The following is a 14188-nucleotide window of genomic DNA, read 5'->3' on the forward strand; positions in this document are numbered from 1 at the left end:
TAACATGTCGATCGACGGCGTAAGCGGCAGAACTTCCTATATCGGCACCAATATCCTCAACCTGCGCAATCAGCTCAATGACCTGACGACGCAGCTTGCGACCGGCAAGGTATCGACGACCTATGCGGGGCAGGGGCTCGATCGCGGCTTCGCACTCAGCCTGCGTGCGCAGATCAGCGGCATCAATGCGTTTTCCGACACCGCCACCAACCTCAACACCCGCCTGAGTGTAGCCAATCTCAGCTTGCAGGGGCTGTCCGACGTCGGCAGTCAGGTGAAGAACGCTTCGACGACGGCGACGCTGACGCTCAACGAGAACGGGCAGACCTCGGGCCAGATCACGGCGCAGGCCGCGTTCGCCAACGCGGTCGCGATGCTCAATACCCAGTCGGGCGACCGCTATCTGTTCTCCGGCCGTGCCATGGATACGCCGGCCACGGTGCCTGCCGACACCATGTTGAAGGGCACGGCGACCCAGGCCGGCCTCACCCAGCTGATCAACGAGCGCAAGCAGGCCGATCAGGGCGCCAACCTGATGGGACGCCTCAGCGTGTCGTCGCCGCCGGCGACCACGACGGTGACCAGCGTCGCTGAGGACGGCTCGCCATTCGGCCTGAAGCTGCTGTCGGTGCAGTCGTCATTGACCGGCGCCACGGTGACGCAGCCGGCCGGGACGCCGAAGTCGGCGTCGGTCGATCTCGGCGCCGTCAATCCGAAAGATGGCGACAAGATCAAGTTCAACTTCACGCTGCCCGACGGCACCACCGATGCAGTCGAGCTCACGGCAACGACGACGAACCCGCCGCCGGCCGGTTCGTTCCTGATCGGTGCCGACACCACGGCGACGACGGCCAACCTTCAGGCGACGTTGACGTCGTCCATCAAGACGCTGAGCGACACATCACTGGTCGCGGCCTCCGCGATCGCGGCTTCGAACAACTTCTTCAATCCGGTCGCGACCGTGTCGGGCGCCGCCGTCAATAACCACAACACGCCGCCGGCGCCGATCTCGGGCGCCACCGCCCTTTCGGGGGCGGCGGGCACCGATTCGCTGTCCACGAGTTTCGCGGCCGGCGACACCATCACGGTGAACGGCACCCCGATCACCTTCGTGGCCTCGGGCGCCACCGGCAACCAGGTCAACATCACCGACAGCGTGCAGACGCTGATGTCGAAGATCGACCAGATCAGCGGCACCAAGAATCCGTCGACCATCAGCAATGGCGCGATCACCCTCCACGGCGCCGATGGTCAGAACCTTGCGATCTCGAGCTCCAACACCGCAGCACTCGGCGCGCTCGGCATTGCCAACAACACGACCGCGACCCCGGCGCCGCTCAGGGTAGGGGGACCGCCCTTCAATACAGCGAGCAATCTGGTCGCGGGCACGCCCGCCAACACCGTGTACTGGTACACCGGCGAAAACGGCCCGGGATCCGCACGCGGCACCGCCCTCGCGCAAGTCGATCAGTCGATCACGGTGCAGTATGGCGCGCGCGCCAACGAACAGGCGTTCCGCTACTTGCTGCAGAATGTCGCGGTGTACGCCGCGGTGACCACCAATGCCAGCAATCCGAATGCGAACGCACAGGTGACCGCGCTCGCGCAGCGGGTCGGCGCGAATCTTGCCCCGCAGAGCGGCCAGCAGCAGATCCAGGACGTGCAGGCCGAGTTCGCCGGTGCCCAGACCGCGACCAAGGCGGCAACCGATCGCCAGACCCAGCTCAAGAGCATGTCGGAAACGATGCTCGACTCGATCGAGGGCGTCAATCAGGATGAGGTCGCGACCAAGATCCTGGCGTTGCAAACCAGCTTGCAGGCCTCGTACCAGACCACGTCGATGCTGTATCAGACCACGCTGTTGAAGTATCTGCCGATCGGCTGATTGCCCGCCTGCCTATCTCCAGCCAGCAACAAGGCCTCCTCGCGGGGGCCTTGTTCGTTCAGACCGAGAGGCTGGCGTTTCAAGCGAAATGACGCCGGTTCGCGTGAAGAAAACGCGTCAGGACGAGAAGCTCTACGCGCTCTTGCGGGTATCGTCCTGGTTGGCCTTCTGCTGGCCGCGCGCGCTTTCCAGCAGCTTCTCCTCATGCGCGATCAGCTTCTTGGATTCCTTCAGCGCGTGATAGAGATCGCCGTTGAGGATGAAGTTGTTGACGCTCTCGATGAACGGCCAGGCGCTCGGCATCGCGGTGATGATGTCGCGCACCAGGCTGAAATAGGTCGGGTGGTGCGCCATCGGGTCCGGCGACAGATACATCAGCTGCACTGCGAGATAGATCAGCTTCGCCGGCGTGTCCGCGGTCTCCGGCGTCAGGATATCCTTCTCGCGCAGGATCGGGATGCGGTCGCCGTCGATCAGGAGGCGAGCACGCTGATCGGTGTTGGTGATCACGCAATTGCCGACGATGATGCGCTCGTTCGGCTTGAGTTCGACCTTCAGGGCCATGACCGTTCTCCTTTGCCGGGCAATCGCGCGATGTCATCGCTAGCGGATCGAGGTTGTGCTCGGCACTGCTTAGCAGCCGCCGTTGCGGCCCGGGGCCGATGCGACAGCGATCCTTTCCCATGATGGTTAATGCTTGGTGAATGACGAGCCCGCACAGGCGGCGGCGTTCGGCCGGAATCGGCAGTTGTCTCAGTAGTTTTCGCGGCGAACTTCGCCCAATGGCGACAATTTTATTCTTCCGCATTTGATTTAAATGCCTTGCCGGAGATTTCTTTTTCCTTGGCGGCTTGTCCGCAGGATCGGCCATCCGCCCGATCAGAAAGGATTGGCGCGGTTTTTTCCTCAGTTTCACACCAGAAAGGTATGAAAATGTCCGGTATCATTCTCTCCTCCTCCGTTCGCCAGAACCTCCTCTCCCTCCAGTCCACCGCCGATCTGCTCTCCACCACGCAGAACCGCCTTGCCACCGGCAAGAAGGTCAATACGGCGCTCGACAACCCGACCAACTTCTTCACCGCTCAGTCGCTCGACAATCGCGCCAGCGACATCAACAACCTGCTCGACGGCATCGGCAACGGTGTGCAGGTGCTGCAGGCTGCCAACACCGGCATCACCTCGCTGCAGAAGCTGGTCGATACCGCGAAGTCGATTGCCAACCAGGTGCTGCAGAGCCCGACCGGCTACACCACGCGGTCGACGGTGAGCTCGGCGGCGGCGCTCGGCGGAACGGCGGCGAACCTCGTCGACGGCGCCACGATCAAGAGCGGTGACACCCTGGCGATCGCGGCCTCTGCCGGCCAGCCCGCCTTCACCTTCACCTTTGGTGCCAGCACGTCGCTTGCCCAGCTGAACACGTCGCTGTCGGCCAGCAATCTGACGGCGAGCCTCGACAGCTCCAACAAGCTCGTCATCACCACGACCAATGACGCGGCGTCCTCGACGATCGGTGCGGTGACCTACACCGGCACCGGCACTGCGACGTTCGGCGCCGCGACTGCCCCGGTTGCCGATGCGGCCTCGCAGTCGGCCCGTGCGGCCCTGGTGACGCAGTACAACAACACCATCTCGCAGATCACGACCACGGCGCAGGACTCCTCGTTCAACGGCATCAACCTGCTGAGCGGCGACAGCCTCAAGCTGACCTTCAACGAGACCGGCAAGTCCACGCTCAGCATCACCGGCGTCAAGTTCGACGCCGCGGGCCTCGGCCTGAAATCGCTGGCGGCGGGAACCGACTTCCTCGACAACAACTCGGCGAACAACGTGATCGCTTCGCTGAGCACGGCGAGTTCCTCGCTGCGCAGCGAAGCCTCGACGCTGGGTTCGAACCTCTCGATCGTGCAGATCCGTCAGGACTTCTCCAAGAACCTGATCAACGTGCTGCAGACCGGTTCTTCGAACCTGACGCTGGCCGACACCAACGAGGAAGCGGCCAACAGCCAGGCGCTGTCGACCCGCCAGTCGATCGCGGTCTCGGCGCTCGCGCTCGCCAACCAGAGCCAGCAGAGCGTGCTGCAGCTGCTCCGCTAAGCGCGACGACAAGCACTTCAGGAACGGCGGGGGAAACCCCGCCGTTTCTCGTTTATCTCCGGGATATTACGGTATCTGTCCATGCCGTAAGAACGGCGTATTTCGTAACGTCTGCTAACCATATTTAAAGGCGCCGGATGCATAAATATCGAGCGCTAGAATTGCGTCTCCGCGGCTCGAGAAATCCGCATCCCATCGAGGTCATTAATGTCGAATGCAGCCCAGGCCTACGCTCGTACCTCAACGACGACGGCGTCCCCACGTGAAATCGAAGCGCAGGCGCTCTTGAAGGCCGCGCGGCAGCTGCAGGAAGTCCAGGCGAACTGGAACGGCCTCGACAAGGCGCTCGATCACGCATTGCTGTTCAATCGCCGGCTGTGGTCGATCTTCCTCAGCGCGGCAGAGGGCAACGACAATCCGCAGCCGCTCGAGGTGCGTCAGAACATCGCAAACATCAGCGTGTTCGTGATGAAGCAGACCATCGACATCCAGATGAACCCGGATCCGGCGAAGCTGAAGTCTCTGATCGACATCAACTGCAATATCGCCGCCGGCCTCTCCGGCCGCGGCTGATTGACCGGTTCACGATGGAGGCCTAGCCATGGCCGACGTGTTGAGCATCCTGTCCGCCAACTACAAGGCCGCCGGCCTCACGGTGCCGTCGAAGACGCCCTATGTGGCCGTCGATCCGAAGCTCTATGAGGGCAGCTGGAGCGGCAAGTACGCCAACAACAAGTCGTTCAACATCTCGGTGTCGAACGTCGACGGCTTCCGCGCCAAGGTTCACTATCAGAGCGAAGGCACCAGCAAGTACCAGGACGTCCTGATCAAGGACGGCGCGTTCCGGGTCGGCGATACCAAGTTTTCGCTGGTGCAGCAGGGGACGGCATTGATCGCCAATGTTGTCACCGATCCGGCCACCGGATCGACCTATCTCGACAAGGCCTACGCTACACAGAAGTGAGGCTCCATTCGCCTGGTTACGCGCGGCGGTCGGTTGCGCGTGCCCGGGTCGGCGCGTCCTTGCTGAGATCGAGCGCGTGGAAATAGGCGCGGCGGCGCAAGACGGCTTCTTCCGGAAACTGCCTCACCACAAGGTTGGTGCGATTGTCGACCACCTGATAGACCACGGCGCGGGCGTCGCGATCGATGATGACCTGGTCGGTGACCGATGGGGCCCGATTTGAAATTGACGCGTTGACGGCGTTGGGGTCGATCGTGACGCGCACGCTCGGCTCCGGAGCGGTGACGCTCTGGCTCGCGGGCAATTCGGTCTTCACCGCCTTCTGCGCCGTATCGCTCGCGGGAGTGATCATCGGCGCTGCAACCGGTGCCCCCACCGGCTTGATGTTGAAATCTGTACTCATGGCAGCCTCGTAGTGCACAGGCACTAGTTTGCTCGAGTCAAATCCCAACCCCTCACGATCCGCAACTCTACGGGGAACCTCTCAATAGGGTGTTAGAGAACACGCTGAACGGCGTGCTGCCAAGGCCGCGTCGAATTGAACTAAATTGTAGGCCGTGCGCGTCAGAGCGTCCGACTGACGGCGATCGGAGTCATGTTGCGCGGACCTGGCGCGGCGCGTTGTCCGTTCGCGGTGTAGGTGTTCGGGATGTTGCGGCGCTGCACCTCGGCATTGACGCCGCGCACGATGCCTTCGGAGACGGCGTGCGCGGTCGCAAGCACCGTCAGATTGACCTGCAGCATCGCGCGGAACGTCTCGTGATGACGCCGCAGCGTCGCGAGCAGTTCGGGCTCGCTCTGCGACAGCATCTTCTGCATCGATTTCAGATGCTCCACCGCGAGCATATAGCGCCGAGACAGCTCCGATTTCTGCGCCTCGAGCCGCATGCCCTCGCGGATCTTGCCGGCGCGGACGAACTCGGTCTCCCGCTCGATGACGGCGAGCAAGCCGCCCATCACCTCGGTCAGCTCGTTGGCAAGACGCGCGACGTCGGGAGGCGTCGACGTCGCACCCCGCGCGACGGGGGCGGAGGCTGGCCGCGGCTGCTGTGGACGCTGGTTCATCGCGCTGCTCCTTGGATAGCGGAATTAGCTCTTGTTCGCCTGCTGCAGGATCAGCGAGCGGAACACGTCGTTGGAAATGCCGACGCCGCCGGACTTGGCGAAATTCTTCGAATACTCGTCGGTCAGCATCGAGCGCCACGGGCCGGTACCGACCGTGTCGCCGTAGGGACCTTCACCCTTCAGGCCGGTCGTCATCTGCGAGAACATCGAGTTCAGGAACATCGATTCGAAATCGGTCGCGGTGGCCTTCGCCTTGGTGATCTGCTGCGGCGTGAGCTTCTTCATCGCGTCCTGCAGCACCGGATCGGGACGGCCCTTGAACATCGGCATCAACGCCTTGTTCGGCATGCTGCCGGTGGTGCTGTTGATCAGGCTTGCCATCACATCACCTCGATGTCGGCTTCGATCGCGCCGGCGGCCTTGATCGCCTGCAGGATGCTGATGAGGTCGCGCGGTCCGATGCCGAGGCCGTTGAGGCCGTCGACGAGTTGCTGCAGCGAGACGCCGTCCTTGACCACCGCGAACTTCTTGCCGTCCTCGGTGACCTGCACATTGCTGCGCGGCGTCACCACGGTGCGGCCGCGCGACAGCGGATTGGGCTGGCTGACCTGCGGGGCTTCCGAGATCGTGACGGTGAGATTGCCTTGCGCCACCGCTACGGTTGCGACGCGGACGTCGCGGCCCATCACGATGATGCCGGAGCGTTCATCGATCACGATCCGCGCGGCGAGGTCGGGATCGACCTGCAACTGCTCGATCTCGGTCAGGAAGGCGACGACGTTGCCCTTGAACTCCGGCGGGATCGAGAGCTGCACCGTGGAGGGATCGAGCGGCTCGGCGGTCTTGACGCCGAGATAGTCGTTGACCGCGGCGGCGATCCGCTTGGCGGTGGTGAAGTCGGCATTGCGCAGCGCGAGCCGCACATTGGGCAGGCGGTTGAGCGCGAACTCGATCTCGCGCTCGATGATGGCGCCGTTGGCGATGCGGCCGACCGTCGGCACGCCGCGCACGACCTTGGCGGCCTCGCCCTCGGCCTGGAAGCCGGAGATCGCCAGCGTGCCCTGCGCCACCGCGTAGACATTGCCGTCGGCGCCGAGCAGGGGGGTGACGAGCAGGGTGCCGCCGCGCAGGTCCTTGGCATCGCCGAGCGCGGAGACGGTCACGTCCATGCGTGTGCCCTGGGTGCCGAACGGCGGCAGGTTGCCGGTGACCATCACCGCGGCGACGTTGCCGGTGCGGATGGTGGCGCCGCGGATGTTGACGCCCATGCGCTCGAGCATGGCTTGCAGCGACTGCTTGGTGAAGGGGATGTTGTTGAGCGTATCGCCGGTGCCGTTGAGGCCGACCACGAGGCCATAGCCGATCAGCTGGTTCTGCCGCACGCCTTCGATGTTGGCGAGATCCTTGATCCGCGACGTCGCGGCCGCGGGCATGGCGGAAGCCGCCAGCGCGAGCAGCGCGGCGCAGGCCAACCCGAATAGACTTACGATGCGGATGCCGGGCATCCTGATGCTCCCCTCGAACTCACTGGCGGATCGCGCGACACTCCCATGACGGCGATCCGCCATTAACCATGCGAGCTGCGTGCCACTTTGTTTCGTTGGGGCAATGTATTGATATATTTATCGAAATTGTCTTGCTCGCGTTGGGTTGGGGTTGGCCAGCAAGCGCGAAACTGCCGTGTGGCGGCAGAAATTGCCGGGTCGTTTACGTGTCGTTAACCATAAAACGGCGATGCTTGCGGCATTCAGGCCTGCGGGATCATGGCGATGCGCATCTACGGACCGAACGGCACCACGCTTGGCACGTCCACCAGCGCCACGCGGCGCACCTCGTCGAGCGGCTTCTCGCTGCCGGACGCGACCAGCGCGCAGGAGGAGGTCCGCTCCACCGCAGCACCAAAGGCCGCCGCCAGCCTCGATGCATTGCTCGCGCTGCAGGGCGTCGAGGACCCGACCGAACGCCGCAAGCGCTCGGTGGCCCGCGGCAAGGGCGCCCTCGACGTGCTCGACGCGCTCAAGCTCGGCCTGCTCTCAGGCAATTTCGATTCCTCAACCGTGAACCGGCTGCGTGATGCCGCGGCGAGCTTGAAGGAATCCTCCGGCGATCCCGGCCTCGACGCCGTGCTCGGCGAGATCGAACTGCGGGTCGAAGTCGAGCTCGCCAAGGCCGGGCAATACTAGGCTCTTCCCTCAATCCCCCTGTCTCACGCCACGCGCGTCTCAGGCCGCCAGTGCCTTGCGCTGGGCGTCGTAGTGGCGCTGCGCAGCCAGCACCTCCTTCAGATTCTGCTCGGCCCAGTCGCGCAGCGGATCGACCGCCTGGGCGAGTGTCGAGCCGAGCGGCGTGATCGAATACTCCACGGTGACCGGGACGGTCGCGATCGCGCGGCGGCGCAGCAGCCCGTCGCGCTCCAGGCTCTTCAGCACCTGCGACAGCATCTTCTGCGAAATGCCCTCGATGGCGCGGCGGAGCTGGTTGAAGCGCATCGGCTCGCTGCGCAGCAGCAGCAGGATCAGCACCGCCCATTTGTCGCCGACCCGGTCGAGGATCTGGCGCGTCGGGCAATTGGCGGCATAGGCGTCCGGCTTCAGGCTCGAGGCTTTCATCGGGTTACTCCGGCGTAATCAGGTGAGACAAGAGTGCCTTCTTCACACCTACATCCATTTCGCTATCTAGTCACCATCGGAAACCATCAATCGGAGACTTGAGATGAAGATCGCCATCGCCGGCGCATCCGGCCAGGCCGGCTCGCGCATCACGGCGGAACTGGCCCGCCGCGGCCACGCCGTCACCGCCATCGCCCGCAACCCGGAGAAGATCGCAACCCTGCCGGGCGTCACCGCCCGGAAGGGGGACGTGAACGACCAGGCGGGCCTCGCCGCGCTGTGGGCCGGCCACGATGCCGCGATCAGTTCCGTCCATTTCTCGGTCAGCGACCCCCTCAAGCTGATCGGGGCCGCCAAGGCCTCCGGGGTCGGCCGCTATCTGGTGGTCGGCGGCGCCGGCAGCCTCGAAGTGGCCCCCGGCGTCCGCCTGGTGACGACGCCGAACTTCCCGCCCCAGTACAAGGCCGAGGCCTCCAAGGGGGCCGAATTCCTTGACCTGCTGCGCCAGCAAAGCGACCTGAACTGGACCTTTTTGTCGCCCTCGGCGCTGTTCGTGGCGGGCGAGCGGACCGGCAAGTTCCGGCTCGGGACCGACCAGCTTCTGACCGCCGCCGACGGCAAAAGCTCGATCTCGTTTGAGGATTTCGCAGTTGCACTCGCCGACGAAATCGAGCGTCCGGCCCATCTCCGCCAGCGTTTCACGGTCGGCTATTGAGGGGGCGGGGCGGCCCCCAAGCAGGGCGGATAAGTTTGCCTGTGCAAGGCCTTGGGGGCGGCCCGCCTTTCGCGGTGGCAGATATTGTCTGTCACATGACGTGGCTATATAAGGCGCCGCGCGGAGGGGTCCTGTTCCCTCCGCCTCACAGGGACATGGCTGCCTTTGGAAAAGCTGAAGAACTACCGGCCGACTGAAAAAGAGCCTTTCATGAATGAGCGGCAGCGCGATTATTTCCGCGCCAAGCTGCTGGCCTGGAAGGATGAGATCCTCCGCGAATCGAAGGTCACGCTGCAGACGTTGCAGGAAGAGAACGTCAATCACCCCGACCTCGCGGACCGAGCTTCCTCGGAAACCGACCGCGCGATCGAACTCCGTGCCCGCGACCGTCAGCGCAAGCTGATCTCGAAGATCGACGCGGCGCTCCAGCGCATCGAAGACAACACCTACGGCTATTGCGAGGAGACCGGTGACCCGATCTCGCTGAAGCGGCTCGAAGCCCGCCCGATCGCAACGCTGTCGGTGGAGGCGCAGGAACGCCACGAGAAGCGCGAGAAGGTCTATCGCGACGAATAGTGGCGGCTGGCCACCACAGATTGATTCCGGCGCGCACCGGTCGTAGGTTCGCGCCGCCATGATGACACGTACTCTCAACATCGCATCGGTCTTCTTCCTGGGCTGATCCCGTTTCCGGCAGGAAACGCTGATCGTCCCCGCGAGCCTGGGCTCGTGGGATTCCAGTGATCCGAATGGGTCAGCCCAATTCCGCGCACCGCGGAGTATCGATGGCCCGTGGCAGTTTGAGAGACAAATATGACTCATCGGGACGACGCATGTGCGCTGAGCGGCGCACAAATCGCGCAATTCATCGAACAGGGCTTTGTCAGGATCGACGTCGATGCGGCGATAGATCGACAACAATCTACGCCAGTCCGGCTTCGACTGTCGTCTCGATTGCCAGCGCACTGCGGCGCGGGCCGTGGGTCTTCGACCACGCCAGCAGTTCGCGGAAAGCCGGCGTCAGGCCCCAGGCCGAATCCGTCAGCTCGTATTCGACCTGTAGCGGCTTCTCGGCCAGCACCTTGCGCGCCACCAAGCCATCGCGCTCGAGTTCTCGCAGTTGGCCGGTCAGCATATGCTGGGTGATCGGCACGAGCGCACGGCGCAGCGCGCCGAACCGCACGCCGCCGTGCATCAGCGTGAACAGGATCTCGAGCTTCCATTTGCCGCTGAGCGCGCCGATCGCCTGCTTGGAGTCGATCAGCAAAGTCGGGTCGGCGGGGCAGCTGCCGCAGTCACCGCCGTCACACACATCACTGGTATTGTTTTCCATACCGGTCTCGATTTTCATTCTACTTGCCAGGACAGAGATAGTGACCAGATGCGGCCTGTGCAGGGTGGGCAGCGCGATGTTCGACCCCGCCGAACCATCGAAAGGGCGAGGACATGAGCACGGTGTTGGTCACGGGCGGATCTGGTTTCATCGGCGTGCATACGATCCTGCAGCTGCTGGCCGGCGGGCATGCGGTGCGCACCACGGTGCGTAATCCGGATCGCAGCAAAGACGTGATCGCGATGCTGCGCGAGGGCGGCGCTGATACGGCCGACCAGGTCGGCTTCGCGACCGCCGACCTGCTGCGCGATGACCGCTGGCACGAGGCCGCCAAAGGTTGCGATTACGTGCTGCATGTCGCATCGCCGCTCGGTGCTCACGCGCCCGAGGACGAGAACGAGCTGATCGTGCCGGCGCGGGAAGGCACGCTGCGGGTGCTGCGCGCGGCGCGCGACGCCGGCGTCAAGCGCGTCGTCGTGACCTCGTCGTTTGCCGCGATCGGCTACGGCCATCCGCCGCAGGCGGCGCCGTTCGACGAGACGGTGTGGTCCAATCTCGATGGCCCCGACGTGCAGGCCTATCCGAAATCCAAGACGCTGGCCGAGCGCGCCGCCTGGGATTTCGTCGCGCGCGAGGGCAATGGCCTCGAGCTTGCCGTGGTCAATCCCACCGCCGTGTTCGGCCCGGCGCTCGGTCCCGATTTCTCCGAATCGATCGGCATCATCAAGGCGCTGCTCGACGGCGCGATGCCGGCGGTGCCGCGGATCCATTTCGGGCTCGTCGACGTGCGCGATGTCGCCGACCTGCATCTGCGCGCCATGACGTCGCCCAAGGCCAAGGGCGAGCGGTTCCTCGCGGTCGCCGGCGAAACCATGTCGGTGCTGCAGGTGGCCCGCCTGCTGCGCAACAAGCTTGGCAGCAAGGCGCGGCGCGTGCCCCGGTTCCAGGCGCCGGACTGGATGATGCGGCTCGCCGCGCGGCGCAATCCGCTGGCGCGCGCCGCGCTGCCGCTGCTCGGCAAGGTGCGCCGCTCGACCAGCGCCAAGGCGCAGAACCTGCTGGGCTGGAAGCCGCGCGGCAATGCGGAGATGATCGTCGCGACCGCCGAAAGCCTGATCAGGCTCGGCCTGGTCAAAACCTGACGGCCTCTCCCGTCCGGCACGCTTGCCAGACGCATCGGCGGGTGCTGAATTGCCGTGAGCAGACGGAGGCGCCACCGCGCCGCCGAGACAACTGGGAGGCTGCGCAGATGGAACGGATCCTCGCGGCCGCAAAGGCGATCGCCAGCGCGCGCCGTAGCCGCGCGCCGCTCAAGGCGCTTCCGAAAGACGTCGTGCCGCGCGACGAGGCCGAGGGCTATCAGGTGCAGTACGCGCTGCACGATCTGTTGCAGCCGCAGGTCGGCAGCCTCGTCGGCTACAAGATCGGCTGCACCAGCGCCGTGATGCAGGAGTACATCAACATCCCGCACCCCTGCGGCGGCGGCGTGTTCGAGAAGGTCGTGCATGACAGCGGCGTGCGGCTGCCGGCGGCCGACTTCGTCCATGTCGGCGTCGAATGCGAGATCGCGGTGCGGCTGGCGCGCAATCTGGCTGCGAGCGAAGCGCCTTTTACCGCCGAATGGGTCGCGGAAGCGATCGAGGCCTACCATCCCGCGATTGAGATCGTCGACGACCGCTATGTCAAATGGGAGACGCTCGGCGCGCCGACGCTGATCGCCGACGATTTCTTCGCCGCCGGCTGCGTGCTCGGCGAGGCCGTGCCGCGCATTACCGTGCCGGATCTGCGCAAGGTGGTGGGACGCGCGATGATCAATGGCAAGGAGGAGGGGCGCGGCACCGGCGCCGACGTGCTCGGCCATCCCCACAACGCGCTCGCCTGGCTCGCCAATCATCTCGCCGCCGAGGGCCGTGGCCTGCATGCCGGCCAGATCGTCATGACCGGCAGCCTGGTCAAGACGGTGTGGCTGAAGGCGGGCGATGTGGTCGTGATGGAGCTCGATGGGCTCGGCAAGGTAGAAGCGGCGTTCACCTGAGGTCACTGTTTCCTACATTTGATCGTTCGTACACATCAGGGCCTTGCCGTCCCACAGGCTCCTGACGGCGTCGAACGGCACGGCCAGCCTGGCATATTTGCGATTGAACCAGACGCCGACCTCGAAGCCGTCGTCCCTGACCACGAGGCGATCGAATTCGTGTTGCAGGATGATCGTGATCTCCTCGGGGTATTTCTCGACCACGGCGGCGGGCAGCTTCACGCCGTCGGCCCGGGTTGCGAAGGTGATGTTGACCGGCCGGTCCTCCGCGGCGCGGCGGAGCAACGCGGTCATTTCGGTCCGCTTCTGCGCGGTGTTGCAGGGCTCGACGCCGGCGCGCGCCGGCAGGGAGGCCACCAGCAGGAGCAGCGCTCCAGCAATCCGTTCGCTCCGGTGCCACATCCGCCTGCTCCATGTCGCTCACGCGACGTCGTTCTTGGCTTCAGTGGTCGCAGACCGCGCCGAGGTTCAAGTGGTTGGCCGCTTGCCGTCCGCGACCAGCTCGACCTTGCCGTCAGTCAGCCGGTAGACCGCGCCGACGATCCTGAGCTTGCCCTGATCGACCGCGGCGCTCAGGATCGGTGTCGCCGTCTTGAGCTTGGCGACGTTGTCGATGACGTTTTGCCTGATCGCGTTGGCGAGGCGGTCGCCCGGCCTGCCCTCGGTCGCCTTCACCGCCGGCGTGATCGCGCTGACCAGCGAGGGCAGGTGGCCGGGCAGGGTGGAGTTGTCCTTGAGCGACTTGATCGCGGCATCGACTGCCCCGCAGCTGTCGTGACCGAGCACCATGAACAGCGGCACGCCGAGCACTGACGACCCATATTCGAGGCTCGCGATCATCTCGTCGCTGGCGAAATTGCCGGCGACGCGGCAGACGAACAGATCGCCGCGACCGGTGTCGAAGGCGTATTCCGGCGCGATGCGGGAGTCCGCGCAACTCAGGATGCCGGCAAACGGATTCTGTCCGGTGGCCAGCGCCTCGCGCTCGTGCTTGAAATCATGCCGCCGCGACACGCCTTCGACATAGCGGAGATTGCCCTTCACCAGCCGGTCGAGCGCGGCATCCGGCGCCAGCACGTTCTGCGGCTTCGGCGGCGGCTTTGTCTCCTTGGCGGAGATCGGCGGCGCAAAGGCGAGGCCGGCGGCGGTGCATGCCGCGGCGGCGAGGAAAGATCGTCGGGAGGTCTGGCCGGAAGGTACGACGTCGCAGAGTTGGCACATCGAGGTTCTCCGTGAACAAGGACCGCATCCGCGCGATATTTGTAGGTGAAGCGCAATCTATTCGCAACGACGTGCGTTCTCGCGTGCGCGGCCGCCACGTCCACGCGTCGTCGTCCTGGCGAAAGCCAGGACCCACGACCACCGCACCGGATTGCAAGAAGGATCGTGGCCCCAGCATCGCGCAGCGATGAGCTTTCGGGGTAATGGGTCCTGGCTTTCGCCAGGACGACGGTGGTGATGGTCCAACATCGGTGTCATCACCCGCGC

At 64.7% G+C, this 14188-nt stretch carries 19 protein-coding genes; 9 read left to right on the forward strand and 10 right to left on the reverse strand.

Annotation, left to right across the window (positions count from 1 at the left end):
- The first annotated feature begins 4 nt into the window (after positions 1-4).
- The gene (locus ACTUWL_RS28350) at positions 5-1885 is read left to right on the forward strand and encodes a solute carrier family 10 (sodium/bile acid cotransporter), member 7 (protein ID WP_021077985.1); all 1881 of its coding nucleotides are present in this window, start codon (positions 5-7) and stop codon (positions 1883-1885) included.
- Between the two features lie 132 nt (positions 1886-2017).
- Here the strand turns inward: ACTUWL_RS28350 and flbT are convergent, their stop codons facing one another.
- Entirely contained in the window at positions 2018-2449 is a 432-nt protein-coding gene (flbT, locus tag ACTUWL_RS28355; RefSeq protein ID WP_021077984.1) for a flagellar biosynthesis repressor FlbT, read from the reverse strand.
- A 230-nt stretch (positions 2450-2679) separates the two neighbouring features.
- On the reverse strand, positions 2680-2832 hold the full coding sequence (locus ACTUWL_RS28360; protein ID WP_158267774.1) for a hypothetical protein: 153 nt from the start codon (positions 2830-2832) through the stop codon (positions 2680-2682).
- Here ACTUWL_RS28360 and ACTUWL_RS28365 point away from each other — a divergent pair.
- The 3 genes from ACTUWL_RS28365 to ACTUWL_RS28375 all read left to right on the forward strand — a co-directional run bounded on the left by ACTUWL_RS28365 (position 2819) and on the right by ACTUWL_RS28375 (position 4943).
- Positions 2819-3979 carry a flagellin N-terminal helical domain-containing protein gene (locus ACTUWL_RS28365; protein ID WP_021077983.1) on the forward strand — a complete coding sequence of 387 codons (1161 nt, stop codon included), beginning with the start codon at positions 2819-2821 and terminating at the stop codon, positions 3977-3979. The genes ACTUWL_RS28360 and ACTUWL_RS28365 overlap by 14 nt on opposite strands.
- 207 nt (positions 3980-4186) lie before the next feature.
- Positions 4187-4552 (forward strand): flagellar biosynthesis regulator FlaF, encoded by a 366-nt coding sequence (gene flaF / locus ACTUWL_RS28370; protein ID WP_021077982.1) that lies wholly within the window; start codon positions 4187-4189, stop codon positions 4550-4552.
- A gap of 28 nt (positions 4553-4580) precedes the next feature.
- Positions 4581-4943: a hypothetical protein gene (locus tag ACTUWL_RS28375; RefSeq protein WP_021077981.1), complete on the forward strand. Its 363-nt coding sequence runs from the start codon at positions 4581-4583 to the stop codon at positions 4941-4943.
- Between the two features lie 16 nt (positions 4944-4959).
- Here the strand turns inward: ACTUWL_RS28375 and ACTUWL_RS28380 are convergent, their stop codons facing one another.
- The 4 genes from ACTUWL_RS28380 to ACTUWL_RS28395 form a co-directional block, all read right to left on the reverse strand.
- Positions 4960-5346, reverse strand: a complete 387-nt coding sequence (locus tag ACTUWL_RS28380) for an LctP family lactate transporter (protein WP_021077980.1) — start codon at positions 5344-5346, stop codon at positions 4960-4962.
- A 161-nt stretch (positions 5347-5507) separates the two neighbouring features.
- Entirely contained in the window at positions 5508-6008 is a 501-nt protein-coding gene (locus ACTUWL_RS28385) for a hypothetical protein (protein WP_021077979.1), read from the reverse strand.
- 24 nt (positions 6009-6032) lie between these two features.
- Positions 6033-6389: a flagellar assembly peptidoglycan hydrolase FlgJ gene (flgJ, locus tag ACTUWL_RS28390; protein WP_021077978.1), complete on the reverse strand. Its 357-nt coding sequence runs from the start codon at positions 6387-6389 to the stop codon at positions 6033-6035.
- Entirely contained in the window at positions 6389-7513 is a 1125-nt protein-coding gene (locus tag ACTUWL_RS28395) for a flagellar basal body P-ring protein FlgI (protein WP_021077977.1), read from the reverse strand. The genes flgJ and ACTUWL_RS28395 overlap by 1 nt, the downstream gene beginning before the upstream one ends.
- 264 nt (positions 7514-7777) lie before the next feature.
- Between ACTUWL_RS28395 and ACTUWL_RS28400 the strand changes: the two genes are divergently transcribed.
- The gene (locus ACTUWL_RS28400) at positions 7778-8191 is read left to right on the forward strand and encodes a flagellar assembly protein FliX (protein WP_021077976.1); all 414 of its coding nucleotides are present in this window, start codon (positions 7778-7780) and stop codon (positions 8189-8191) included.
- A gap of 39 nt (positions 8192-8230) precedes the next feature.
- Here ACTUWL_RS28400 and ACTUWL_RS28405 read toward each other — a convergent pair whose 3' ends face one another.
- Positions 8231-8617, reverse strand: a complete 387-nt coding sequence (locus tag ACTUWL_RS28405; RefSeq protein WP_021077975.1) for a winged helix-turn-helix transcriptional regulator — start codon at positions 8615-8617, stop codon at positions 8231-8233.
- Between the two features lie 103 nt (positions 8618-8720).
- Here ACTUWL_RS28405 and ACTUWL_RS28410 point away from each other — a divergent pair, with 103 nt between their 5' ends.
- Complete coding sequence (locus ACTUWL_RS28410) at positions 8721-9332, forward strand: NAD(P)-dependent oxidoreductase (RefSeq protein WP_021077974.1); 612 nt, start codon at positions 8721-8723, stop codon at positions 9330-9332.
- Positions 9333-9542: 210 nt separating this feature from the next.
- Entirely contained in the window at positions 9543-9908 is a 366-nt protein-coding gene (dksA, locus tag ACTUWL_RS28415) for an RNA polymerase-binding protein DksA (protein ID WP_021077973.1), read from the forward strand.
- 346 nt (positions 9909-10254) lie between these two features.
- On the opposite strand, the gene ACTUWL_RS28420 is transcribed toward dksA, so the two are convergent.
- A complete protein-coding gene (locus tag ACTUWL_RS28420) occupies positions 10255-10683 on the reverse strand; it encodes a winged helix-turn-helix transcriptional regulator (protein ID WP_106940362.1) in 429 nt (142 codons plus the stop codon).
- A 95-nt stretch (positions 10684-10778) separates the two neighbouring features.
- Here ACTUWL_RS28420 and ACTUWL_RS28425 point away from each other — a divergent pair, with 95 nt between their 5' ends.
- Together ACTUWL_RS28425 and ACTUWL_RS28430 are read left to right on the forward strand one after the other, a co-directional pair.
- Positions 10779-11807 carry an SDR family oxidoreductase gene (locus ACTUWL_RS28425; RefSeq protein ID WP_021077971.1) on the forward strand — a complete coding sequence of 343 codons (1029 nt, stop codon included), beginning with the start codon at positions 10779-10781 and terminating at the stop codon, positions 11805-11807.
- Positions 11808-11914: 107 nt separating this feature from the next.
- On the forward strand, positions 11915-12700 hold the full coding sequence (locus ACTUWL_RS28430) for a 2-keto-4-pentenoate hydratase (protein ID WP_021077970.1): 786 nt from the start codon (positions 11915-11917) through the stop codon (positions 12698-12700).
- Positions 12701-12712: 12 nt separating this feature from the next.
- Here ACTUWL_RS28430 and ACTUWL_RS28435 read toward each other — a convergent pair whose 3' ends face one another.
- Together ACTUWL_RS28435 and ACTUWL_RS28440 are read right to left on the reverse strand one after the other, a co-directional pair.
- Entirely contained in the window at positions 12713-13102 is a 390-nt protein-coding gene (locus tag ACTUWL_RS28435; protein WP_021077969.1) for a ClpXP protease specificity-enhancing factor SspB, read from the reverse strand.
- 66 nt (positions 13103-13168) lie between these two features.
- Positions 13169-13921, reverse strand: a complete 753-nt coding sequence (locus tag ACTUWL_RS28440; RefSeq protein WP_021077968.1) for a carbonic anhydrase — start codon at positions 13919-13921, stop codon at positions 13169-13171.
- Positions 13922-14188 lie beyond the last annotated feature (267 nt).

The organism is Bradyrhizobium sp. WCU1 (genome assembly GCF_053474805.1).

Excerpts from the sequence above, each read along its gene's own strand:
- ACTUWL_RS28380 (WP_021077980.1), bottom strand. The coding sequence starts at position 5,346 with ATGAGTACAGATTTCAACATCAAGCCGGTGGGGGCACCGGTTGCAGCG.
- flbT (WP_021077984.1), bottom strand. The coding sequence starts at position 2,449 with ATGGCCCTGAAGGTCGAACTCAAGCCGAACGAGCGCATCATCGTCGGC.
- flaF (WP_021077982.1), top strand. The coding sequence starts at position 4,187 with ATGTCGAATGCAGCCCAGGCCTACGCTCGTACCTCAACGACGACGGCG.
- ACTUWL_RS28400 (WP_021077976.1), top strand. The coding sequence starts at position 7,778 with ATGCGCATCTACGGACCGAACGGCACCACGCTTGGCACGTCCACCAGC.
- ACTUWL_RS28365 (WP_021077983.1), top strand. The coding sequence starts at position 2,819 with ATGTCCGGTATCATTCTCTCCTCCTCCGTTCGCCAGAACCTCCTCTCC.
- ACTUWL_RS28410 (WP_021077974.1), top strand. The coding sequence starts at position 8,721 with ATGAAGATCGCCATCGCCGGCGCATCCGGCCAGGCCGGCTCGCGCATC.
- ACTUWL_RS28350 (WP_021077985.1), top strand. The coding sequence starts at position 5 with ATGTCGATCGACGGCGTAAGCGGCAGAACTTCCTATATCGGCACCAAT.
- ACTUWL_RS28395 (WP_021077977.1), bottom strand. The coding sequence starts at position 7,513 with ATGCCCGGCATCCGCATCGTAAGTCTATTCGGGTTGGCCTGCGCCGCG.
- ACTUWL_RS28440 (WP_021077968.1), bottom strand. The coding sequence starts at position 13,921 with ATGTGCCAACTCTGCGACGTCGTACCTTCCGGCCAGACCTCCCGACGA.
- ACTUWL_RS28375 (WP_021077981.1), top strand. The coding sequence starts at position 4,581 with ATGGCCGACGTGTTGAGCATCCTGTCCGCCAACTACAAGGCCGCCGGC.
- ACTUWL_RS28385 (WP_021077979.1), bottom strand. The coding sequence starts at position 6,008 with ATGAACCAGCGTCCACAGCAGCCGCGGCCAGCCTCCGCCCCCGTCGCG.
- ACTUWL_RS28430 (WP_021077970.1), top strand. The coding sequence starts at position 11,915 with ATGGAACGGATCCTCGCGGCCGCAAAGGCGATCGCCAGCGCGCGCCGT.
- flgJ (WP_021077978.1), bottom strand. The coding sequence starts at position 6,389 with ATGGCAAGCCTGATCAACAGCACCACCGGCAGCATGCCGAACAAGGCG.
- ACTUWL_RS28425 (WP_021077971.1), top strand. The coding sequence starts at position 10,779 with ATGAGCACGGTGTTGGTCACGGGCGGATCTGGTTTCATCGGCGTGCAT.
- ACTUWL_RS28435 (WP_021077969.1), bottom strand. The coding sequence starts at position 13,102 with ATGTGGCACCGGAGCGAACGGATTGCTGGAGCGCTGCTCCTGCTGGTG.
- ACTUWL_RS28420 (WP_106940362.1), bottom strand. The coding sequence starts at position 10,683 with ATGAAAATCGAGACCGGTATGGAAAACAATACCAGTGATGTGTGTGAC.
- ACTUWL_RS28405 (WP_021077975.1), bottom strand. The coding sequence starts at position 8,617 with ATGAAAGCCTCGAGCCTGAAGCCGGACGCCTATGCCGCCAATTGCCCG.
- dksA (WP_021077973.1), top strand. The coding sequence starts at position 9,543 with ATGAATGAGCGGCAGCGCGATTATTTCCGCGCCAAGCTGCTGGCCTGG.
- ACTUWL_RS28360 (WP_158267774.1), bottom strand. The coding sequence starts at position 2,832 with ATGATACCGGACATTTTCATACCTTTCTGGTGTGAAACTGAGGAAAAA.